Raw genomic sequence first — 21381 nt, 5'->3', positions numbered from 1 at the left:
GGGCCAGAAAGACGGGCTTGCCGAACGTCCCGTACATCACCGTACCCACGCTGCATCAACTGGCGGATGCGGGGGCCTGGCGCGTACGCACAGGAAGCGCGGCGCCGTCGTCATGGTGGCTTGGGAGGGCGGCAGCGCGGCCACGTCCATCGCGTGCATCATCACGTCAGTCCTTGAAGGTCAGCAGCGGACGATTGCACCAGCTCGATGCCGCCCAGGCCAGAGCCAGACACGGCAAAGGCGCCCACCTGGAGCGCCTCCGCCACTACCTCTACTGGACTGCCGACTTACTTCGTCGAGGCGGTGCCAGCGACCTTCAGCTGGCTGGAATCAACGCGGGTAACGCCCTTGATCCCCTTCGCCGTGTTGACCGCCTTGTCATGCTCGGCCTTGTTGGCCACGTTGCCCTGCAGGGTCACCACGCCGTTGACGGTGGTCACGCTGATATCGGTGGCCGGCACATTGCTGCTGACGGCCAGGTCACCCTTGACCTTGGTGGTGATCCACGTATCGGTCACCGGCTCGTTGGAGTCGTGGTTCGCCGCATGGGTCCGATCCTGGGCCATCGTGCCGCCCTTCTTTGCCGGATCGTTCGCCATCGCCAGCGGTGCAGCCAGCAGCATGCCCAGGCCAATGGTCGCGGTAAGCAGCTTGGAATTCGTCTTCATCGTACGGTCCTCCTCGTTGGTGGATGGAGTGTCCCGTAACCGGCGTCCAGTTCGCGTGCCGGTACTGTCATGCCGGGGTGAACCAAGATGCGGGATGCGACATCCATTCATGTTTTGCACCGCGTGGACGAGCCGCTAGGCTGGTCATCCCCACCCAACGCGGAGCGCGCCATGCCTGTCGACCTGCAGCTTGCACTGATCGGCTACGGCCTCGCCGGGCGGGTTTTCCACGCGCCGTTGATCCAGCACACGCCGGGGCTTTTCCTGCACAGCGTGGTCAGCTCGCGTCGTGATGAACTGCGCCGCCACTTCACCGACGTGCACGTGCGCGCCGCACCCGCTGAGGTGTTGGAAGACCCCGCGGTGGACGCGGTGATCATTGCAACGCCCAACGAACAGCACGCGCCATTGGCCATCGCCGCACTGCGCGCTGGCAAGCACGTGCTGGTGGACAAGCCCTTCGCGCTGGACACCGCGCAGGCTGAAGCCGTGCTGCGCGCCGCAGAAGACAACGCACGGGTGGTGACTGTTTTCCAGAACCGGCGTTTCGATGCGGACTTCCTCACTCTGCGCCACCTGCTGGCTACCGACGTGCTGGGCGATATTGCCGAATGCCATTCCCATTTCGACCGTTTCCGCCCGCAGGTCCGCGACCGCTGGCGCGAGCGTGAGCAACCCGGTGGCGGCCTGTGGTACGACCTGGGACCCCACCTGCTTGACCAGATGCTGCAGCTGTTCGGTTGGCCGCAGGCGATCACCGCAGACCTGGATCGCCAGCGCAGCGAAGGCAGCACCGACTACCTGCATGCGGTGCTGCACTACCCCCGCATGCGCGCCATCGTGCATGCGGGTTCGCTGGTCAGCGCAGCAGCGCCGCGCTTCACCGTGCACGGCAGCAAAGGCAGCTGGATCAAGCACGGACTGGATGTGCAGGAGGCACAGCTGGCGGCAGGCAAGGCACCCGGCGCGCCGGGCTGGGGACTGGATCCGCTGCATGGCGTCCACTCGGCCTTCGACGAGGCGGGCACGTTGCAGCACACCACCGTGGACAACGTGCCCGGTGACTATCGGCGGCTGTACAGCGCCTTCGCTGCGGCGATCCGTGGCGAAGGGCCGGCCGAGGTCACCCCGGGGCAGGCGCTGCAGCTGATGCAGCTGCTGGATGCCGGCCGCCGCAGCGCGCGCGAGGGCCGCACCATCGCGCTGTGACGCCTCTGGTGTAGCGTCGCGCCATGCTCGGCGGCTTTCTGCGGTTCGCCCCGCGTCCGCCGGGCATGGCGCGGCGCTACCACAGCGATCAGGTCTTCTTGATTGCGTGCCCGCCGAATTCATTGCGCATCGCCGCCAGCAGGCGATCGCTGAAACTGTTCGACTCGCGCGAACGCAGCCGCTCCAGCAGTGCCAGCGTGATCACCGGCGCAGGCACGTCCAGCGCGATGGCTTCGGCCACGGTCCAGCGGCCCTCGCCGGAATCCTCCACGTAGGGCGCGATGCCGTCCAGCGCCGGATTGCGCTGCAGCGCCTGCGCGCTCAGGTCCAGCAACCACGAACGCACCACGCTGCCGTGGCGCCATACCTCGGCGACCTGGCCCAGGTCGAGTTCCATTTCTTCTTTCCGCTCCATCAACGCGAAGCCTTCGGCATAGGCCTGCATCATTCCGTACTCGATGCCGTTGTGGATCATCTTGGTGTAGTGCCCTGCCCCGCTCGGGCCCACCCGTGCCCAGCCGCGGTCGGCAGCCGGAGCCAACGCCTGGAACAGCGGGGCCAGCTGTTCCACGGTGGCCGCCTCGCCACCGATCATCAGGCTGTAGCCCTCCTGCAACCCCCACACGCCGCCGCTGGTGCCGCAGTCCAGATAGAAGATGTCATCGTCGGCGAGCGACCGCGCGCGGCGGATGGAATCCTGATAGTTCGAGTTGCCGCCATCGATCACCACATCGCCTTCAGCGAGATGCGGTACCAGCTGCGCCAGTGTCTGGTCGACGGTATCGCCGGCCGGCACCATCAGCCACACCACGCGCGGCACCGGCAGCGCGGCGACGGCCTCGGCCAGCGTGGCGAACACTTCCATCCCCGATTCCGCCGCCCGCGCGCGTGCCGCTTCCATCGGGTCATGGCCCACTACGCGGTGGCCGCCACGCTGCAGCCGCTGGGCCATGTTGGCGCCCATCCGGCCGAGGCCGATCATTGCGATATCCATCTGTTTCACCTTTGCGTTGAGGGACGGCGACCGGCATCGCCGTCGGGTCCGGAATCAGAAGTCAGGCTGCCCGGCAGTCCGGTTGCCGCGCAGTGGCGCAACTGCGCCTGCTGCCAGCGCCGGTACAGCGTGGTAGGCAGATTGTGCACCGTCAGCTCCACCGTGAACGGCGTGCGCGGGTTGCGGTCCAGCAGGCGTGCGACATGCAGGCCGATGGGCTTTATACCGCGCGGATGTACGAAGATCAGGAACTGCCGGTAGAACGGATCGTCCAGCACGGCGTCCATGCGCTCCAACAGCACCGCTTCATCATCGGTGAGCGATGCGCGCAGGGCAGGATCGCGCTCGGCCAACAAGCGTTCGAAGAAGCGTACGCCACGGCGTGGCAGCTGCCGGGACAGTTCCCAGAGTTCCCGGTTGCGCTGGTCGTACCAGCCGAATCCGCCGTGCCGCCGCAGCGCCTCGGCCGCCTCGGCGCCCACGTCCACCACGATGAAATTTTCGGCCTGGTTGTTCAGGTCGTCCAGCGTTTCCCGGCCGAGCGCGTGGGTGAGGTAACCCGGCGCACCCATGAAGGCCTGGCGGCCCATCGCCGAGGTGCGTACCGCCTTGCCGTCGGCGAACAGGTCGCCAGCGTGCGCGCCGAGCAGGATGCTGTTGGTGTCGTGCAGGCCGACGAACGTGCCGATGCCGAGCTCATCGTTGTCGAACGCCGTGTCGAACGAGGCATCCCCGTGCAGCTCGCGCTGGGTGGCCAGTTGGGCGACCTGGCGGCCGACGCCGCATTCGCTGCGCACCTTGCCGCTGTAGAACGCCGCCAGTGCCTGGCTGTTGCTGGCCGCCGGCCGGTAACCCCGCCCCAGGCTGCGCGTACGGTGCCAGCCCTGTGCGTGCGCCCCGCGCGCGCCGAAGCCGATCCATCCCAGCTGCAGGCCTGAAAACCGATAGCCCGGATTGCTTTCCAGCGCGTGGGCCGCCCGCCGCGCTGCTTCGCCCACCCGCATCGCATAGGCGCAGACACTGGCCGGATCGTCCAGCAGCTGCTGCATGAATTCCGCGCGCTCGGCAGGCTGCCATTGGCGCGGAAGCGTGGCGCGCAGATCGCCCTGCGCGTGCGCCTGGCGTAGATCCTCGCGGGTGCAGACAGGGCCGCCGTGCACGTCGGGTGTGGTCACCGCCGCCGACTCAAATCGCCATCCCAGGCGTTCCAGCAGCCCCTGCGTGCACTCCGGCGCGGCCGACAGCGCCGTCCCCGGAAGGACCAGCAGCGCCCCCAGCAGCGCGACGCCTGCACGCATGTTCAGCGCAGCCCGTCGTCCGTGCTGTCCGTCGGCGGCGGATCCGCCGCGGGTGCCGCGGCCGGGGCCGGGGCCGGGGCCGCCACCACCGGCAGGTACTGCTGCAGCCGCTGGAAGAAGCGGCCATAGAACTCGCCGTCCTGCACCGTGCTGCTGGCGACCTTCACCAGCGAATCGTCATTGCTGCCGAACGGCAGCGACACCGAGCCCAGCGCACCTACGCCGACACTGGCGGAGGTCGGGCTCTTCTTCAACGCGTAACGGTCCTGCACCGCGCTGATGAACACCAGCGCCTGCTGGCCGCGTGGCGCACAGGAAATGCGCAGCACCAGCTGCTCGTGGTCGTCATCGCGCGGCTGGAAATTCTTGCTGCCTTCCACGCCGGTCCCGTCGGCACGGGCGATCGCATAGCCCTGGCTGAGCAGGGTGCGCCGGGCGGCCTCACAGGCCTCGGCCGGCGAACCGTCCACGGTGCGCGAGTACATGTCGCCGGAATCAAACGATTCCCGCAGCAAGGTACTGTCGGCCGCACGGCCACCACAACCGGACAGGCCGGCCATCAGCACTACGGGAGTAAGGAAGACGGCAGTCCGCATGGACGTTCCTGCAACGATTGACTCGTCGCAGCATAACGCGCGGTGCGTAAGCGGCAGGTTTACGCCCATGGCGCGCCGGCTGGCGGCGCGCCATGGGTTGGCGATGGTTCAGCGGCTGCTTCAGTCGGCCCAGCGGCCTGCGCCGGTGGACTGCGGCAGCACCTGGGCGGACAGCGGGCGGTCCTCTTCCAGCAGGTTCACCGCGTCGGCCAGGATCGCCGCCGATTCGCGCAGCAGCGGGTCCGGACGCTTTTCGGCGGCCTTCTCGCGGGCGGCATCCTTGACGATGTCGCGCTCGTTGCCGGTCAGGCCATCGTCGTTGCTGTCATCGGCGAGCGGATCCAGGTCCAGGCCCAACTGCTTGCGCACAGCCTGGCGGTCGGCGCGCTGCTTGTCCTGGCGCTCACGTTCGGTGCGGCGCTCGGCCTCGTTGAGCGAGATGTACTTCTTGGCCTTCTCTTCGCGGAACTGCTGCACGTCCTCGTTCCACCACTGGAACTCCTTGTCAGCGGCAATGCGCGTGTCGTGGCGGCTTTCCAGCTTGGGCAGCAACGGGCCGAAGTTACCGTACTGGGTATGTGGCACGGCGGCGATACGGGTCCACGGCAACGCGTTGTCGTAGGTGCTTTCGCCGAACTCACTGGCGTCCACGCTGGCCGGGAAGGCCAGGTCGGGCACCACGCCCTTGTGCTGGGTGCTGCTGCCACTGACGCGGAAGAACTGCGCGATGGTCAGCTTGACCTGGCCGAAACGCTGGGCTTCGCCGCTCGGCCAGCGGTCCAGGTCGACGATGTTCTGCACGGTCCCCTTGCCGAAGGTGGTCTCACCGATCACCAGGCCACGACCGTAGTCCTGGATGGCACCGGCGAAAATCTCCGAGGCCGAGGCCGAACCGCGGTTGATCAGCACTGCCAGCGGACCATCCCACGCCACCGCTTCGCTGCGATCGCTGTTGACGGTGACGCGGCCACCGGATTCGCGCACCTGCACCACCGGGCCCTGCTCGATGAACAGCCCGGTCAGCTCGATGGCTTCATCCAGCGAACCGCCGCCGTTGTTGCGCAGGTCAAGCACCACGCCGTCCAGCTTGTCGGTCTTGAAACCGGCCAGCAGCTTGGCCACGTCGCGGGTCGCCGATGCATAGTCGGTTGCGTTGCGGCGACGGCCTTCGAAATCCTGGTAGAACGTCGGCAACTTGATCACGCCGACCTTGCGCTCCGGCGCTCCGTCCTTGGCCGGGATGGTCAAGGTCTCGCCCTTGGCCGCCTGTTCGGCCAGGCGCACTTTCTGGCGGGTCAGGACCAGGGTGTGGTGCTTGCCGTCCACGCCCTCTTCGGCCGGGATGAACTCCAGCCGGACCTGGGTGTCCTTGCTGCCGCGGATCTTGGCGACCACGTCATCGATGCGCCAGCCGATCACATCTTCGATCGGACCGGAGGTGCCCTGTCCGACGCCGACGATGCGGTCACCGGGCTTGAGTTTGCCGTTCACCGCCGCCGGGCCACCGGCGATGATCTCGCGGATCACCACCATGTCGTCCTGGCGCTGCAGCTGGGCGCCGATGCCTTCCAGCGACAGCGACATCGCCTGGTTGAAGTTTTCGGCGGTGCGCGGGGTGAAATAATCGGTGTGCGGGTCAACGGCACTGGTATAGGCGTTGAGGAAGAACTGGAACACGTCTTCGCCCTTCAGCTCGTTGACCGACTTTTCCAGCGTGGCGTAGCGCTTGTCCAGCGTGGTGCGGATCTCGTCCGGCTTCTTGCCGGCGAGCTTCAGGCGCAGCCAATCGTTCTTCACCGACTTGCGCCACAGTTCATCCAGTTCGGCATCGCTGGCCGCCCACGGCACATCCTTGCGGTCGTACTCGAACTTCTCGTCGGTGCTGAAATCCGGCTCGCGCTTCAGCAGATTGCGTGCATAGCCCACCCGCTGGCCGACGCGCTGCTTGTAGACGGAAAACACCTGGAAGGCCGGCTCCAGTTCGCCGCCTCGGATGGCCGTGGCGATGCCGGCCTCGAACGGGGCGAACTTCGCCACGTCGGCCTGGGTGAAGAACTGCTTGCCGCCATCGAGGGTCTCCAGGTAGCGCTTGAAGACGTCCTTGGAGGTAGCCTCATCCAGCGCGCGCGGCCGGTAGGCATAGCGGCTGTCGGACAGCAGCCCGTAGACCAGCTTGGAGGTGGTCGCCTGGTCTGCGGTGGCGGCGGCCGGCAGCGCCGGCCCGTCTGCCTGCGCCGACAGCGCCAGCGGTGCGGTGAGTGCCAGGGCAATCAGGAATGCGGGGGCTTTGAATTTCATGGAATTGCTCAGGGCACCTTGCCGAAAGGAAGACTGCGTGCATTACAGACACCACGACAGTGCCGAAAGTTGCGCGCTTTGTCACCCGCGTTCATGGAACGCGTGTTTCCAGCGTAGACGGGGTCCTGTAGCAGCATGTGAACGAGGATCTGGACCCTGGTAGCGCTGAAGGCAGCGGCAGGAGCCGCTGCCAACGTCGCTTGCGACTGCCCGGAGGGTGCCGGTCAGGAGGCCGGCATCGCCATGCTCGGCGAACGCAGCGGCGAAAGCGAAAGCGTGACGACCAACGGTCGTCACCCACCCGGTAGCGCCGAGCCATGCTCGGCGAGCGCAGCGGCAACCGCTCAGGCGACGCCGGCGCCCTTGGCCTGCACGTCGGCGTGGTACGACGAGCGCACCATCGGGCCGGACGCCACGTGGCTGAAGCCGAGCTCGTAGCCGTAGTCTTCCAGCGCCTTGTAATCTTCCGGCGTCCAGTACTTGAGCACGGGGTGGTGGTGCGCGGTCGGCTGCAGGTACTGGCCGATGGTGATCATGTCCACGTCGTGCGCGCGCAGGTCGCGCATGGTGGCCTTGATCTGCTCGAACTCCTCGCCCAGCCCCAGCATGATGCCGCTCTTGGTCGGCACGCCCGGGTGCTGCGCCTTGAAGTTCTTCAGCAGGGTCAGCGACCACTGGTAATCCGCGCCCGGACGCACGTTGCGGTACAGGTCCGGCACGGTTTCGATGTTGTGGTTGAACACATCCGGCGGGTTCTGCGCGAGGATTTCCAGCGCGCGTTCCATGCGGCCCTTGCCACGGAAGTCCGGGGTCAGCACTTCGATGCGGGTGCCGGGCGACTTCGCACGGATGGCGGTGATGCAGTCGACGAAGTGCTGCGCACCGCCGTCGCGCAGGTCATCGCGGTCCACGCTGGTCACCACCACGTACTTCAGGCCCATGTCGGCCACGGTCTGGCCAAGGGTGGCCGGCTCGTTGGCATCCGGCGGCTTGGGCCGGCCGTGGGCCACGTCGCAGAACGAGCAGCGCCGGGTGCAGACCTCGCCGAGGATCATGAAGGTCGCGGTGCCGTGGCTGAAGCACTCGTGGATGTTGGGGCAGCTGGCCTCTTCGCAGACCGTCACCAGACGGTTCTCGCGCAGCTTGGCCTTCAGGTTCTGCACCGCATTGCCGGAGGGAATGCGCACGCGGATCCAGGACGGCTTGCGCAGCACCGGCGCGTCGGCGAACTGCACCGGCGAGCGGTTGATCTTGTCACCGCCCAGCTGTTTGACGCCGGCCTGCAACGGCGCGGCGGCGGGAGCGGAATCGCCCTGCAGCATCTGCAGGGGAATGGTGCGGGCAGTCTGTTCGGTCATGGTGTTCCCGGCGGCAACGGGGCCGCGTGGTATGGGTTCGGTCAGGCAGACAGGTCCGGCTGCGTGGAGGACGGCTGCAGGTGCAGGCCGAACTGGCGCGCCAGGTTGTCCAGCAGGACGGGCTTGACGGCTGCCATGCCGGAAGGCCCGCCCAAGTCTACCATCGTGGTCACCTGCAGCCCCTGGTAACCGCAGGGGTTGATGCGGCGGAAGGGCTCCAGGTCCATCGCGACGTTGAACGCCAGGCCATGGAAGGTGCAGCCGCGGCGGACCCGGATGCCGAGCGCGGCGACCTTGGCTCCCCCCACGTACACGCCCGGGGCGCCATCCTGGCGTTCCGCGCCGATATTCCACTCGGCAAGGGTATCGATGATGGCCTGTTCGATCCGGCATACGTAATCACGCACGCCGATGCCCAGCCGCGGCAGGCGCAGCAAGGGGTAGACCACTATCTGGCCGGGGCCGTGATAGGTCACCTGGCCGCCGCGGTCCACTTTCACCACCGGGATGTCCCCGGGGGCGAGCACGTGTTCGGGCTTGCCGGCCTGGCCCAGGGTGAACACCGGGTCGTGCTCGACCACCCATAGTTCGTCGGCGGTATCGTCGTCGCGCTGGTCGGTGAAGCGCTGCATCGCGCGCCAGACCGGTTCGTAGGGCTGGCGGCCGAGGTCGCGGACTACGGCGGGCTGGGATTGACGGCCCTGAGGCGATTGATGGCCAGCGGCCGTCACTACCGCCGGTGCTACAGCGTCCACTTTACTTCCGGATGCTCGCGCAGCACCTCGTGGGCGAGGTCGTACTGGGCGCGGTCGCGGGCGGTGAATGCCATGCGCACCGAGACGTACTTGCCGTTGGAGGAGTGCTTCCAGCTGATCTGCTCGTTGAGCACGTCAATGCCAGCGGCCATCAGCAGCTTGGGGAGTTCCACTTCCAGCCCGGAGTTGGCCGCGCCCATGGCGCTGAGCTCGAACTGCCCGGGGAACTGGAAGCCGTGTTCGGGATTGTCGGACTTGATTTCCATCCGCCCATTATCGGGCCGCCGCAGATCAAACCCAAGGGGGTCCGATCGGTCGTGACGGCCGCTGGCCGTCTGCTGGATAACGGCCGCTGGCCGTCTGCTGGGTGACGGCCAGCGGCCGTCTGGTGGGTGACGACCGTTGGTCGTCACGCCTTTGCCCTCGCCGCTGCGCTCGCCGAGCATGGCTCGGCGCTACCGCTCCGGCTTCGGTGAATGACGGCCGGTGGCCGTCACTCCCCGCCTTACTTGGCCAGCTGCATGGACGTGGAATTGACCCAGCCCTTGTTGCCCATCTCGTCTTCCACTTCCCACATCGTGCCGTCCTTCTGGCCGGTGGGGTACAGCAGCATGCCCGGTTCCAGGTCACGCACGGCCGCGCCGGTGCCCTTGGAATTGGCCAGCAGGCGACCGGCCTTCAGCATGGTCACGGCCTGGCTGCTGTTGGCGGCGGAGGCGTCGGCCGGCAGGCCGCCCAGCTCGTTCACCATGTTGGTGTAGGCCTGCAGGTAGGCCAGGGTGATCACCTGGCCCAGTTCGGTGTTGGCATAGCCGCCCACGCCCATCGCGCCGATGCCGCCACCGCCGAACAGGCCGCCGCCGGCGCCCCAGCCCAGGTCGGTCTTCTTCGAGTTGCCTTCCACGATCGCGACCTGCTCGGAGGAACGCACGTCGGTCAGGGTCAGGGTGACGTCTGCGGTCTTGCTGCGGAAGTTCAGCCCACCCACCACGGCACCGGCCTTGCCGCCGATCAGCCCGCCCAGCAGGCCACCGATCGCATTCCCGCTGGCATTGCTGTTCTGCGAGATCAGGTCGGGCACCAGCACGTAATCGGCCGCGCGGATCTGGCCCTTGCCGATGTTGGAACGGCCACGCAGCTCACCTTCCGAAGCCAGCGCGCGCTCGGCCTGGGCGGCGGCCATGCCGACGCCACGGTCGACCAGGGTGAAGCACTTGGACTTGTTGACGAACACCTTGATCAGCTTGGAAGGCGCCGGCAGCTGCTGCCCGGTCCACCAGTTCACCACGTCTTCCGGTTCGATCACCGAAATCGAGCCCAGCGGCTTGGTGCAGACCGGGATCTGCGCCTGGCCCTGCTTGCTCTGCTCCTGCGCGGAGGTACGGCTGGAGCTGAAGCTGTCGCGCAGGCCGGCCGAGGCAGGTGCACTGACGGCCATCAGGCCAACGCCCAGCACGGCGGTGACCACGAGGGTGGCGAACGAATTCTGTTGGGTCATGTCTGTTGTCCAGCGCGCCTGCCCGTTGCAGGCGGCGCGCAATCCATTGGTTTGAGAGAGGCCGGTGGTGGCAGGCCGGAATCCTTGAACAGCGCCCTCTGGCGCCGGCGCAGAGGATAAAACACCGCTGTGCCAACGGCAACCGCGGCTGAACAACGGTCCAATTGGATGCGAGGGAGGCAAATTATCGTGACACTCATCACTTTTTCCGACCCGCCGACGGGACGGTACGAACGCGCGGCGTAGAAGTCCACGTGCGGAACGGACCAGACCGGCCACGGCCGTCGATCCGAATTCACATCGGCGCTACCGTATTTAGGAGAAAAACGTCAAAACAGCCCTCTGGACTTCCATGCACCCCACGCGTATCGCGGCAGCCCTCGGGCTGACCAGCCTGATGGCCCTCGCCCTCCCTGCCCACGCCGCCGATCAATGCAGCCAGAGTGCGCTGGCCGATCATCCCCCGCAGATCAATTTCCGCGTGGACAACGACCTGTTCGGTGGTGCCGACCAGGACCAGGGCTATACCAACGGCGCGCAGATCACCTTCGTATCCCCGAACCTGGTGGACTTCACCGACGACCCCTGCCTGCCGCGCCTGGCGCGCTGGGTCAACAGCCACCTGGAAGCGCTGCATCCGGGCGAGTTCGAGCAGCAGAACATGATCTTCAGCATCGCCCAGGGCATCTTCACGCCGAGCGATTTCACCCGCAAGGACGTCATTGAAGATGACCGTCCCTACGCAGGCGTTCTGGTCGGCAGCTTCGGCTACAACGCGCGGCGCGGCAATTACCTGCAGACCACCCAGCTGACGCTGGGCGTGGTCGGCCCCTGGGCACTGGGCAAGGAAGTCCAGGACGGTGTGCATGACCTGCTGGGCGATGACAAATTCCAGGGCTGGGACAACCAGTTGCACAACGAGCCGGTGGTGATGCTGACCCACGAACGGATGAACCGTTGGCCGCGCGATGCCACCGACAACGCCAGCGGCTGGGGGTGGGATGCGATCAGCCACTACGGCGGCGCGGTCGGCAACCTGGCCACCCACCTCAATGCCGGTGGCGAAGTGCGCTTCGGCTGGAAACTGCCGGATGATTTCGGCAGCACACCGCTGCGGCCCGCAGGCGAGAACACCGCGCCCTCGCGCGGTGGCCGGCCCAGTGGCTGGTCGTGGCACCTGTTCGCCACCACCGATGCGGCCTGGGTGATCCGCGATATCACCCTGGACGGCAACACCTTCCGCAACAGCCACAGCGTGGACAAGAAGCCTGTGGTGGCACAGGGTGGCTACGGCGTGGCGGTGATGCGCGGGCGCTGGAAGTTCGCTCTGGCGCGCTATCACAGCACCAAGGAGTTCGACGGACAGCGGCAATCGCCGATCTTCGGCAGCTTCACCATCAGCCGTTCGCTGTAAGCCGGCGGGAAGGCCACCTGCGGATCACACCTGCTGCCGCCTAGGCACGCGATCCTGCGCAGCCGGCGCCGTATCTCCACCGGACGCGACTGCGGGTGGGTGACGACCGCTGGCCGTCATGCGTCTGCTTTGGCAGCAGAAAGCCCGCGATTCGCATCGCGGGCTTTCTGGGGTAGACAGGGGGATGACGGCCAGTGGCCGTCGCTACCGCCGTCGGTTATTCCGATTCCCACCACATCCAGAAGCTGTGCCACAGACGCTTGAAGAAGCCGGCTTCTTCGACCGCAGCGATCGCCACCAGCGGTGCCTGTGCGACCACCTTGCCATCCAGCGTCACCTTCAGCGTGCCGATCTGCTGGCCCGCGGTGAACGGCGCCACCAGCGACTTGGGCACATCGATGCTCGGCTTCAGGTCGTTGTAGCGGCCACGCGGCAGGCTGACCAGCATCGGCTGCGCTACGCCCAGCTGCACGGTGTCGGCGGTGCCCTTCCACACCTTGTGCTCGGCGACGACCTTGCCGGGCTCGTACAGGCGATGGGTTTCAAAGAAGCGGAAGCCCCAGTTCAACAGCGCCAGGCTGTCATCGGCACGCTGCTTCTCCGATGCGCCGCCCAGCACCACCGCGATCAGGCGCTGGTCACCGCGCTGCGCGGAGCTCATCAGGCAGTAGCCTGCGGCGGAGGTGTGGCCGGTCTTGATGCCGTCCACGCTGCCATCGCGCCACAACAACAGGTTGCGGTTGGGCTGCTTGATGTTGCCCACGGTGAATTCCTTCACCTTGTTGTAGGCATAGGTTTCCGGGTAATCGCGCACGAACGCGCGGCCCAGCAGTGCCAGGTCACGCGCGGTGCTGTGGTGGCCTTCGGCGGTCAGGCCGTGGGCGTTGACAAAGTGCGAGTTGGTCATGCCGATCTTCGCGGCGTAGCTGTTCATCAGCGAGGCGAACGCTTCTTCGCTGCCGGCCACGTGTTCGGCCAGCGCGATGGCAGCATCGTTGCCGGACTGGATCGCCATGCCCTTTTCCATGTCTTCCAGACGCGCGGTCTGGTTGACCGGGAAGCCGCTGTAGCTGCCGTCGGTACCGGCGCCGCCTTCGCGCCATGCGCGTTCGCTCATCATCACCTGGTCGTCGGGCTTGACCTTGCCGTTCTTCACTTCGGCGGCAACGACGTAGCTGGTCATCACCTTGGTGATGCTGGCCGGGGCGAGCTGGGCATCGACGTTCTCACCGGCGAGGACCTGGCCGGACGCGTAGTCCATCAGGATCCAGGCTTTGGACACGCTGGGGACCGGGGCCGGCGGCGTCGCCACGGTGGTCGGTGCAGTGGTCGCAGCCGGAGCGGCCGGGGTCGGCAGCGGGGTCTGGGCATGGGCCAGGCCCACCAGCAGGGTGGCGGCCAGCGCAGTGGCGGCAAAACGGAATTTCATGGGCGGGCAGGCTCCTGGAGCGGCCAAGGTCGGAAGGGGAAAACGACCGCCATTGTAGGCGGTCGGCAAGCGCGGCGCGGCAGGGCGTCAGGCCACGCCGGGGAGTGTCATTCCTTGACGATCTGCGGGGCGCCGAAACCCAGACCGGCAATGCGGCCGGCAAGTTCCGTCGCATTGGCGTGGTCGTTGGCCGGCACCCGCAGGCGCCACAAGGTGCGGCCGCCAGCGGCGATGTCGCTGATGGTCGCGCCAACGATGCCGGCAGCGGTCAACTGGCCCTGCGCACGGGTGGCGTTGTCGCGGCTGGCGAAGCTGGCCACCTGCAGGAGCACGTTGCCGAGGACTTTTTCGGACAGCGTGGGCGGCTGCGCCGCGACGGCTGCGGTTGCCATGGCAGTGGGGCGGGCGGCTGCGGAGGGTTTATCGGATTGACGGCCAGCGGCCGTCACTACCGGGGCGGCGGGTTTGCCGGTGGCAACGCGCACGTTGTTGTCGCGCATCCAGCGGTCGAAGTTGTCGGCCGAACCGGGCTTGGCGCTGTCGGCAACGCGGTAGCGGTAGGCCTCCGCGCCAGTGGGGGGCTTTGCGGCGGCGGCCACCGCTCGCGGTGCCGGTTCCCGGGTGGCCGCAGCCGGTGCTTCGGCCGGCAGGCGGTTCACCAGGGCATCGATGGCCGATGGCGCCGCCGCCGTGGCGGCGACCATGGTAGTGGCGCGGCGCTCGGCACGGGTCGGTTTGGCGTCGGCCAGCAGGTTGCCCTCGCCCGGCTGCAGCGCGCGCACTTCCACGTTGCCGGTGCCGCGCTGGGTGATGCCCAGGCGCACCGCGGCCGCGTAGCTGAGATCAATCACGCGGCCGTCGTGGAACGGGCCCCGGTCGTTGACCCGCACGATCACCGATTCGCCGTTGTCCAGGTTGGTCACCCGGGCGAAGCTCGGCAGTGGCAGGGTCTTGTGCGCGGCGGTGAACTGGTACATGTCATAGACCTCGCGGTTGGAGGTCAGGCGCCCGTGGAACTTGGCACCGTAGTAGGAGGCCGTGCCCTTTTCGGCATAACCCCGGGTGCTGTCCATCACCTTGTACTTCTTGCCCAGCACCTCATAGGGGGACCGGTTGCCGATGGACGAGCGGGCCAGCTCCTGCACTTCCGGCTCCGGGATGCAGGCCACGTTGGGAATGTAGCTCGGCGTGGTGTCCTTCACCCCCGGCTTGTACAGGCCGCCAGCGGTGTAGTTGCCGCGGGTGGCGAGGTCTTCCGACGCGGCCGCATACGGCGACCCTTCCGGGCAGTGCGCGGGACGGCCGCCGCCCTTGCCCTGCACCACCGTGGTGGCCGGCTTGCCGCCCGTGCTGGCGGTTCCACCGGGTTTCTTGGGCGCGCTGCTGCATGCGGCCAGCGCAAGGATCAACGCTCCGGGGACCCACCATCTGATGTTCATGCCGGTGGCAGCTCCTGTCCTGCGATGGCCTGCGACAGCTGGAACACGGCCATCGCGTACATCTTGGAGATGTTGTATCGGGTGATCGCGTAATAGTTCTGGAAGCCCAGCCAGTACTGCTTGCCGGTGCTGCCTTCCAGGGTGATCGGGGTGGCGGTGGCGCCGGGCTGCACGGCCGCGTTGGGCGTGTAGCCGCGTGCAGCCAGATCCTGCAGCGACCAGCTCGGGGTCCATTCGGTCGGATTGAATTCTTCGCGCCCGGCCGCCAGCGTGGCGGGCACGGCAACCTGTCCGCCGCGCACCCAGCCGCCCTTCTTGACGAAGTAATTGGCGATGGACGAGAACACGTCGTCGTAGCTGTTGAAGAGGTCGCGGCGACCGTCACCGTTGCCGTCCACGGCGAAATCCAGGTAACTGGACGGCATGAACTGGCCCATGCCCATCGCCCCGGCATAGCTGCCCTTGAGCGTGGTGATGTCCAGCTTTTCGTCGCGCGCCAGCACGAAGGCCTTGGCCAGTTCGTCGCGGAAGAACAGTTCGCGGCGGACTTCGCGTTCCAGCTTGGCCGGGTCGCCGCTGCGCGGGTAATAGAAAGCCAGGGTATACAGCGCATCCAGCACGCGGTGGTTGCCGGTGTTGCCGCCGTAGCTGGTCTCCACGCCGATGATGGCCACGATGACTTCGGCCGGCACGCCGGTGCGCTGCTGCACACGCATCAGCTCATCGCGGTGTTGGGCGAGGAACTTCCTGCCGCCGTCGATGCGCGCCTGGCTGATGAAGATCGGGCGGTACTCGTTCCACGGCTTCACCCGCTCCGCTGGGCGCGACATGGCGGCGATGATCGGCTGACGTACCTGCGCCTGGTCGAGCACGCTGGCGATGTAGGCGGGATCGAGCCCGTGCGCGGCGGCGGTGTCGCGAATGAAGTTTGCGCGGGCTGTTTCAAAGGGGACCGGAGTGAGGTCCACCGGCGGTGCGCTGGACGCAGCCGATTCGGGCGCGGCTTCAGCCGGTCCCTTGTTCTGTCCGGATGCCGGCTTGTGCGGCGCCACGGTTGCCTGCGAAGGCGGTGGAGGACTCGACGGCTGGGTCGCGCAGGCGACCAGGCCGAGGGTGAGCATGCAGGCCAGAGTACGTCGGATCATCGCCGCAGGTTAGCAGGTCATGGATGAAATAAAACCCCTAACACCATGAATAGCAAAGGATTGGTTAATCCGCTGCTGCTTTGTAAAACCAGCGTGAAGGCCGGCAACGAACAAGCCGGTTGCGCCCCCATCCCCCGACGGGCGCAACCGGCCTGACGGACCATCCAATACTGCCCCTGCATCTCCCCAGAGCAGGCGGCAAAACGTGAGGTCGTGCTGCGGTTCGCCAGGTGGTCGGCGTAGAAGATGAACGCGCCCTGCCTGACGGGCGCCATTGTGCAGGGCCGTTTGCGTCAAAACCATTGATCCGGATCAACAGTGTTCGGAAATGTGACGCACTGCGCACTTGAAGTGTGAAACCTTCATCGCAGGGAAACGAATGTGGCTGGGCAGCGCTAGCCATGCTCGACGGAGTCCCGGCGCGCCGCTGCGCTCGCCGAGCATGGCTCGGCGCTACCGGGCCCTATCGATAACCACCGTGAACGGGGTTGTGGCTGCGCACGGCCATCACCAGCCCGAAGCCGGCCAGCAACGACACTGCCGAGGTGCCGCCGTAGCTGATCAGCGGCATCGGCACGCCCACCACCGGCAGCAGGCCGGAGATCATGCCGCCGTTGACCAGCACATAGACGAAGAATGCCAGGCCGGTGGCGCCGGCGAGCAGGCGCGAGTAGGAATCGCGCGACTGACTGGCGATCCACAGGCAGCGGCCGATCACCACCAGATACAGGGCCAGCACCAGCGCCACGCCGATCCAGCCGAACTCTTCGCTCAGCACCGAAAATGCGAAGTCCGTCGTCTGCTCGGGGATGAAGTTCAGGTGCGACTGTGAGCCCTGCCCCCAGCCCTTGCCGTCCAGCCCACCGGATCCGATCGCGATCTTGGACTGGATGATGTTCCAGCCGGCCCCCAGCGCATCCATCTCCGGGTCCAGGAACATCATGATGCGATCCTTCTGGTACGGCATCAGCAGCCAGAACCAGGCCACCGGCGCGACCGCGGCCACGCCCCCCACGCCCAGCCCCACCCACCACCATGGCAGGCCGGCCAGCAGCAGTACGAACACCCCGCTGGCGGCGATCAGCACGCCGGTACCGAAGTCCGGCTGCAGCATCACCGCGGCAGTGGGCGCGCCGATGATCAGCATGCTGACCAGCACGGTCGTGAAGCGCGGCGGCAGCGGCATGCGGTGCAGGTACCAGGCCACCATCATCGGCAGGCTGACCTTCAACAACTCGGCCGGCTGCAGGTAGAACAGCTTGAGGTCCAGCCACTGCCGCCCGTACTTGCCGGTACCGATGGCGAACACCGCCAGCAGCGGGATCATCGAGATGGCGTAGATCATCGGCGTGGCCGAGCGGATGCGCAGGATCGGCACCCGCGAAATGCCCCACATCGCGGCCAGACCCACCGCAAAGCGCGCCCCCTGGGCGAATACCAGGCCATCGCCCCCGGCGCTCTTCAGCGTGGCCAGGCCGATCAGCATCAATGCGCCGAGCGCCGCGCACAGCATCCAGTCCAGGGTGCTGAAGAAGCGCACCAGCATGTCGCCGGCCCAGCGCAGGAAGTCCTTCATCGGGCGGGCTCCGGGGAGAGCGTCCGCCGATCATGGATCGGCGCTACCGGGGCGGCGGGCTCCGGGGCGGGCGTCCGCTGATCATGGATCGGCGCTACCGGGGCGGCGGGCTCCGCGGCGGGCGTCCGCTGATCATGGATCGGCGCTGCCGGGGTGGCGGGCTCCGCGGCCAGCGGCCCGACCTGCACCGGCAGCTCGCCGGCTTCCATCGCCGCAGCATCGCCATTGGCGCGGGCGCTGCTGTCTTCGTTGTCGAAGGCGGTGGCACCGAAGGCCACGCTGCCGCGCTCCACGTCCAGCGGCAGCACGCCCTCGGGCATCTTGCCCAGCAGCCACGCATCGAACACCTTGCGCGCGATCGGAGCGGCCGCCGAGCCGCCGTAGCCGCCACCCTCCACCGCCACCGCGATGGCGATGACCGGGTTGTCGGCCGGCGCGAAACCGACGAACAGCGAACGATGGCGCAGGTGCAGCGGCAGGCTGCGCGGATCGACGGCTGCAGTGCCCTTGCGACTGATCACCTGTGCGGTGCCGGTCTTGCCGGCCATGACATACGGCGCCCCGGCGGCCATGCGCGCGCCGCTGCCGCCCGGCTGCATGGTCGCCATCATGCCTTCGCGCACCGCCTGCACGTTGTTCGGGTTGGGGCTGAGGGGCTTGGTTTCACTTGCCGGCGTCATGGTCCAGTCGCTGTCGAAGCCGGCGCGCTGCTGCATCACCAGGTGCGGCGTGCGCAGCTGTCCGCTGGCGATGCCACTGACGCCGCGCACCAGTTGCAGCGGCGTCACTTTCCAGTCGCCCTGGCCGATGCTCACGTTCACCGTGTCGCCGGGGTACCAGCGCTCCTTGCGGGTCTTGGCCTTGTACGCCGGCGAAGGCAGGATGCCGCCGATCTCGCCGGTCAGGTCGATGCCGGTCGGCTTGCCGAAGCCGTAGTACTCCATGTAGTGGTCGAAGCGCTCGATCCCCAGGTCCAGCGCCAACCGGTAGTAATACGTATTGACCGACTGGGCGATGGATTTGCGCAGGTCGGTCCAACCATGGCCACCACGGTGCGCATCACCCCAGCCACGGCTGGTACCGGGCAGGTAGAACATGCCGGTGGAAAGTACCTTGTCCTCCGGCTTGCGCACCCCGGCATCCAGCCCGGCCAGGCCGATCAGCGGCTTCAGCGTCGAACCCGGCGCCACCCCGCCCAGCACCAGCCGGTTGAACTGCGGCCGCGAGGGGTTGTCGTTGAGCGCGCGGAAATCCGCGTGCGAGATGCCGTTGACGAACAGATTGGCGTCATACGAAGGCAGGCTGACCATCGCCAGCACTTCACCGGTGCGCGGGTCCATCGCCACCGCCGCGCCTTCCTGCACGCCGAAGGCGGCCACCATCGCGCGCTGCAGGTCGGCGTCGATGGACAGCCGCAGGTCGGTGCCGGACTGCGCCGCCACCCGGCCGACGGTGCGGATCGCGCGGCCCTGCACGTTGGTTTCCACCTGTTCGTAGCCGACCCGGCCGCGCAGTTGTTGTTCGTAGTAGCGCTCCAGCCCGGATTTGCCGATGTGGGTCAGGGCCGCGTTGCCCTCGCCCAGCATCTCCAGGTCCTTGTCATCCACCCGGCCGACATAGCCGATGACATGCGCGAACAGATCGCCGAAGGGATAGCGCCGGGTCAGGTAGGGCTCCAGCTCGACTCCGGGGAAGCGCCAGCGATCCACCGCGAAGCGTGCCATCTCCTCTTCGCTGACGCGCAGTTTCAAGGTGACCGGCAGGAAGCTGCGACGCGCCTTGCGTGATCGGTTGAACGCTTCGATCTCTTCCTCGCTGAGCGGGAAGATCTTCGCCAGCCCGGCCAGGGTGGCGTCTATGTCCTTGACCTTGTCCGGGGTGACGTCCAGGCGGAACGCCGGCACGTTCTCGGCCAGCAGGCGGCCGTTGCGGTCGTAGATCATGCCGCGCCCGGGCACCACCGGACGCGGCTTGATGCGGTTGGCCTCCGAGCGTGTGGCGTAGATCTCGTGGTCCATCACCTGCAGCTTGAAATACCAGCCGCCCAGCCCACCCAGGCACAGCAGCACGCCGAGGAACCCCAGTGCCGCGCGACGGCGGAACTGTTCGGCCTCGGCATGCGGATTCTTGACCGCGCGGCGCGAACTCATGTCAGCGTCCGCGCCGTCCGAAGCGCACTGCATCCAGCAGCACGAACACCAGCGGCCACAGCGCCATGCCCAGCAGCGGTGCCCACCAGTAGGCCCACGGCAGGGTGGGTTCGCCCACCACCACGTGCACCACGGCACTGACGATCCGGTCGTTGAACAGCAGGCCGCCGATGGCGAGGATCTGCTGGGACATCGGGAAGAAGCGGATGCGGGCGCGGAAGCGCTGCAGGATGAAGGCCATGATCACCAGCCGCAGCGCCTGTTCGCCGAGCACGCCGCCGTACAGGAAATCGGCGATCACGCCGGTGGCGAACGCTACGCCCAGGCCTACCCGGTCGGGGGCTTCGATCACCCAGTAGGCCAGCACCAACGCCAGCCAGTAGGGACGCAGCGGCTGCAGCAGCGCCGGCAGCGGCAACAGCCCCAGCAGCAGCGCCACCACCAGGCTGAGCGGCAGCACCCAGCGGTTGTCACGCAGGCGGCTCACGGTCGCACCCCGGTGGGTTCACGCCGAGCATGGCTCGGCGCTACCGGAGCCGCGGCCGCTTCGGTGGGTGACGACCGCTGGTCCTCACGCGTGGTGGGTAGTGACGGCGGGATCCGGATCGGCGAGCCGGGGCGCAGCAACAACACATCGCGACCGCGATCCAACGCCGCGGCGGGCTTCAGCTCACCCACCAGGAAGGCATGCGTGTCATCGGGGCGCAGCGCAGCGATGCTGCCCACCGGGAAACCGACCGGAAACCGCCCGCCCAGCCCGGAGGTGACGATCTCATCGCCCACTTCCACGCCCGCACTCAGCGGAATATCGCGCAGTTCAAGCGTATCGCCGCGCCCATAGACGATCAGGCGCACGCCGTTGCGCGCCACCGTCACCGGCACCGCATGGTCCGGGTCGGTCAGCAGCAGCACGGTGGAGGTACTGGCGGTCACGCTGATCACCTGCCCCATCAGCCCGCCGGCATCGATCACCGCCTGGCCCACGTGCACGCCTTCGCGGCTGCCGGCAGCCAGCACCAGGCGCTGCTTCACCGGATCCAGGTCGATATCCAGGATCGGCGCCAACTGCACGTCCAGCCCGCTGCGCTCGGCCACGTTCAACAGTTCGCGCAGCTGCGCGTTGTCCAGCGCTGCGGTCTGCAGGCGGGTCAGCCGCGCATTGGCGATCAGCAGGTTGTTACGCAACTGGCGGTTCTCGGCCACCAGCTGGCCATGGCTGGCTGCGTTGTCACGCACCTGGTTGCCCAGGCGCCCGGGCAGGCCGGCCAGGTTCCAGGCCGGCTGCACCAGCACGTTGGCCTGGTCACGCAGGCGCGCAAGCCAGCCGGCCTGGTCGTCCAGCACGATCAGGGTGATCGCCAGCACCAGGTAAGCCAGCAGCCGCAGCGGGCTGGCGGCATCGCCGGAGCGGGAAGCAATGGGGGGTCCGGCGTAGGGCGGCACGATGCAGCTTCAGCTAGGAATCAGATGGGAAACACGACGGCGCCCTGCCGGTGCCGGCCCGCCGCGAAGGCGGGCCGCACCCCGGAAGGGCGCGGCGCTGACGTAATGCCG

The 21381-nt window shown here is 67.3% G+C and carries 18 protein-coding genes; 2 read left to right on the top strand and 16 right to left on the bottom strand.

The window, feature by feature from the left end:
- Window positions 1–287 precede the first annotated feature (287 nt).
- On the bottom strand, window positions 288–668 hold the full coding sequence (locus CXG43_RS04890; protein WP_042614161.1) for a BON domain-containing protein: 381 nt from the start codon (window positions 666–668) through the stop codon (window positions 288–290).
- A gap of 171 nt (window positions 669–839) precedes the next feature.
- On the opposite strand from CXG43_RS04890, the gene CXG43_RS04885 reads away from it, so the two are divergent.
- Complete coding sequence (locus tag CXG43_RS04885) at window positions 840–1877, top strand: oxidoreductase (protein WP_101098925.1); 1038 nt, start codon at window positions 840–842, stop codon at window positions 1875–1877.
- A gap of 88 nt (window positions 1878–1965) precedes the next feature.
- On the opposite strand, the gene gnd is transcribed toward CXG43_RS04885, so the two are convergent.
- The 8 genes from gnd to CXG43_RS04845 form a co-directional block, all read right to left on the bottom strand.
- Window positions 1966–2871, bottom strand: coding sequence for a phosphogluconate dehydrogenase (NAD(+)-dependent, decarboxylating) (gnd, locus tag CXG43_RS04880; RefSeq protein WP_101098924.1), 906 nt, complete (start codon window positions 2869–2871; stop codon window positions 1966–1968).
- A gap of 5 nt (window positions 2872–2876) precedes the next feature.
- Window positions 2877–4169, bottom strand: coding sequence for a hypothetical protein (locus CXG43_RS04875; protein ID WP_101098923.1), 1293 nt, complete (start codon window positions 4167–4169; stop codon window positions 2877–2879).
- Window positions 4170–4171: 2 nt separating this feature from the next.
- Complete coding sequence (locus tag CXG43_RS04870; protein ID WP_101098922.1) at window positions 4172–4765, bottom strand: DUF2242 domain-containing protein; 594 nt, start codon at window positions 4763–4765, stop codon at window positions 4172–4174.
- A 120-nt stretch (window positions 4766–4885) separates the two neighbouring features.
- Complete coding sequence (locus CXG43_RS04865; protein ID WP_101098921.1) at window positions 4886–7063, bottom strand: carboxy terminal-processing peptidase; 2178 nt, start codon at window positions 7061–7063, stop codon at window positions 4886–4888.
- A gap of 344 nt (window positions 7064–7407) precedes the next feature.
- Complete coding sequence (lipA, locus tag CXG43_RS04860; protein WP_101098920.1) at window positions 7408–8421, bottom strand: lipoyl synthase; 1014 nt, start codon at window positions 8419–8421, stop codon at window positions 7408–7410.
- Between the two features lie 41 nt (window positions 8422–8462).
- Window positions 8463–9152 carry a lipoyl(octanoyl) transferase LipB gene (gene lipB / locus CXG43_RS04855; RefSeq protein ID WP_101098919.1) on the bottom strand — a complete coding sequence of 230 codons (690 nt, stop codon included), beginning with the start codon at window positions 9150–9152 and terminating at the stop codon, window positions 8463–8465.
- An 11-nt stretch (window positions 9153–9163) separates the two neighbouring features.
- Window positions 9164–9442 (bottom strand): DUF493 family protein, encoded by a 279-nt coding sequence (locus CXG43_RS04850; protein ID WP_101098918.1) that lies wholly within the window; start codon window positions 9440–9442, stop codon window positions 9164–9166.
- A gap of 239 nt (window positions 9443–9681) precedes the next feature.
- Entirely contained in the window at window positions 9682–10674 is a 993-nt protein-coding gene (locus CXG43_RS04845) for a CsgG/HfaB family protein (protein WP_042615460.1), read from the bottom strand.
- A gap of 352 nt (window positions 10675–11026) precedes the next feature.
- Between CXG43_RS04845 and CXG43_RS04840 the strand changes: the two genes are divergently transcribed.
- Entirely contained in the window at window positions 11027–12088 is a 1062-nt protein-coding gene (locus tag CXG43_RS04840) for a lipid A deacylase LpxR family protein (protein WP_101098917.1), read from the top strand.
- Between the two features lie 217 nt (window positions 12089–12305).
- Here the strand turns inward: CXG43_RS04840 and CXG43_RS04835 are convergent, their stop codons facing one another.
- The 7 genes from CXG43_RS04835 to mreC all read right to left on the bottom strand — a co-directional run bounded on the left by CXG43_RS04835 (window position 12306) and on the right by mreC (window position 21270).
- A complete protein-coding gene (locus CXG43_RS04835) occupies window positions 12306–13517 on the bottom strand; it encodes a D-alanyl-D-alanine carboxypeptidase family protein (RefSeq protein ID WP_101098916.1) in 1212 nt (403 codons plus the stop codon).
- A gap of 107 nt (window positions 13518–13624) precedes the next feature.
- Window positions 13625–14956, bottom strand: coding sequence for a septal ring lytic transglycosylase RlpA family protein (locus CXG43_RS04830; RefSeq protein ID WP_101098915.1), 1332 nt, complete (start codon window positions 14954–14956; stop codon window positions 13625–13627).
- The gene (mltB, locus tag CXG43_RS04825; protein WP_101098914.1) at window positions 14953–16101 is read right to left on the bottom strand and encodes a lytic murein transglycosylase B; all 1149 of its coding nucleotides are present in this window, start codon (window positions 16099–16101) and stop codon (window positions 14953–14955) included. The genes CXG43_RS04830 and mltB overlap by 4 nt, the downstream gene beginning before the upstream one ends.
- 463 nt (window positions 16102–16564) lie before the next feature.
- Window positions 16565–17677: a rod shape-determining protein RodA gene (gene rodA, locus CXG43_RS04815; RefSeq protein WP_101098912.1), complete on the bottom strand. Its 1113-nt coding sequence runs from the start codon at window positions 17675–17677 to the stop codon at window positions 16565–16567.
- Window positions 17674–19827 carry a penicillin-binding protein 2 gene (gene mrdA / locus CXG43_RS04810; protein ID WP_101098911.1) on the bottom strand — a complete coding sequence of 718 codons (2154 nt, stop codon included), beginning with the start codon at window positions 19825–19827 and terminating at the stop codon, window positions 17674–17676. Before mrdA ends, rodA begins: the two co-directional genes overlap by 4 nt.
- Window position 19828: 1 nt before the next feature.
- Window positions 19829–20314 (bottom strand): rod shape-determining protein MreD, encoded by a 486-nt coding sequence (mreD, locus tag CXG43_RS04805; protein WP_101098910.1) that lies wholly within the window; start codon window positions 20312–20314, stop codon window positions 19829–19831.
- A complete protein-coding gene (gene mreC, locus CXG43_RS04800) occupies window positions 20311–21270 on the bottom strand; it encodes a rod shape-determining protein MreC (protein ID WP_101098909.1) in 960 nt (319 codons plus the stop codon). Before mreC ends, mreD begins: the two co-directional genes overlap by 4 nt.
- Window positions 21271–21381 lie beyond the last annotated feature (111 nt).

The organism is Stenotrophomonas sp. Bg11-02, from assembly GCF_002836635.1.
In the GTDB taxonomy this organism is placed as follows: domain Bacteria; phylum Pseudomonadota; class Gammaproteobacteria; order Xanthomonadales; family Xanthomonadaceae; genus Stenotrophomonas; species Stenotrophomonas lacuserhaii.
This window is presented reverse-complemented; position numbering and strand designations above follow the sequence as displayed.

Bases quoted from the DNA above. Each gene is read 5' to 3' on its own strand.
- CXG43_RS04890 (WP_042614161.1), bottom strand. From the start codon at position 668: ATGAAGACGAATTCCAAGCTGCTTACCGCGACCATTGGCCTGGGCATG.
- CXG43_RS04885 (WP_101098925.1), top strand. From the start codon at position 840: ATGCCTGTCGACCTGCAGCTTGCACTGATCGGCTACGGCCTCGCCGGG.
- gnd (WP_101098924.1), bottom strand. From the start codon at position 2,871: ATGGATATCGCAATGATCGGCCTCGGCCGGATGGGCGCCAACATGGCC.
- CXG43_RS04875 (WP_101098923.1), bottom strand. From the start codon at position 4,169: ATGCGTGCAGGCGTCGCGCTGCTGGGGGCGCTGCTGGTCCTTCCGGGG.
- CXG43_RS04870 (WP_101098922.1), bottom strand. From the start codon at position 4,765: ATGCGGACTGCCGTCTTCCTTACTCCCGTAGTGCTGATGGCCGGCCTG.
- CXG43_RS04865 (WP_101098921.1), bottom strand. From the start codon at position 7,063: ATGAAATTCAAAGCCCCCGCATTCCTGATTGCCCTGGCACTCACCGCA.
- lipA (WP_101098920.1), bottom strand. From the start codon at position 8,421: ATGACCGAACAGACTGCCCGCACCATTCCCCTGCAGATGCTGCAGGGC.
- CXG43_RS04850 (WP_101098918.1), bottom strand. From the start codon at position 9,442: ATGGAAATCAAGTCCGACAATCCCGAACACGGCTTCCAGTTCCCCGGG.
- CXG43_RS04845 (WP_042615460.1), bottom strand. From the start codon at position 10,674: ATGACCCAACAGAATTCGTTCGCCACCCTCGTGGTCACCGCCGTGCTG.
- CXG43_RS04840 (WP_101098917.1), top strand. From the start codon at position 11,027: ATGCACCCCACGCGTATCGCGGCAGCCCTCGGGCTGACCAGCCTGATG.
- CXG43_RS04835 (WP_101098916.1), bottom strand. From the start codon at position 13,517: ATGAAATTCCGTTTTGCCGCCACTGCGCTGGCCGCCACCCTGCTGGTG.
- CXG43_RS04830 (WP_101098915.1), bottom strand. From the start codon at position 14,956: ATGAACATCAGATGGTGGGTCCCCGGAGCGTTGATCCTTGCGCTGGCC.
- mltB (WP_101098914.1), bottom strand. From the start codon at position 16,101: ATGATCCGACGTACTCTGGCCTGCATGCTCACCCTCGGCCTGGTCGCC.
- rodA (WP_101098912.1), bottom strand. From the start codon at position 17,677: ATGAAGGACTTCCTGCGCTGGGCCGGCGACATGCTGGTGCGCTTCTTC.
- mrdA (WP_101098911.1), bottom strand. From the start codon at position 19,827: ATGAGTTCGCGCCGCGCGGTCAAGAATCCGCATGCCGAGGCCGAACAG.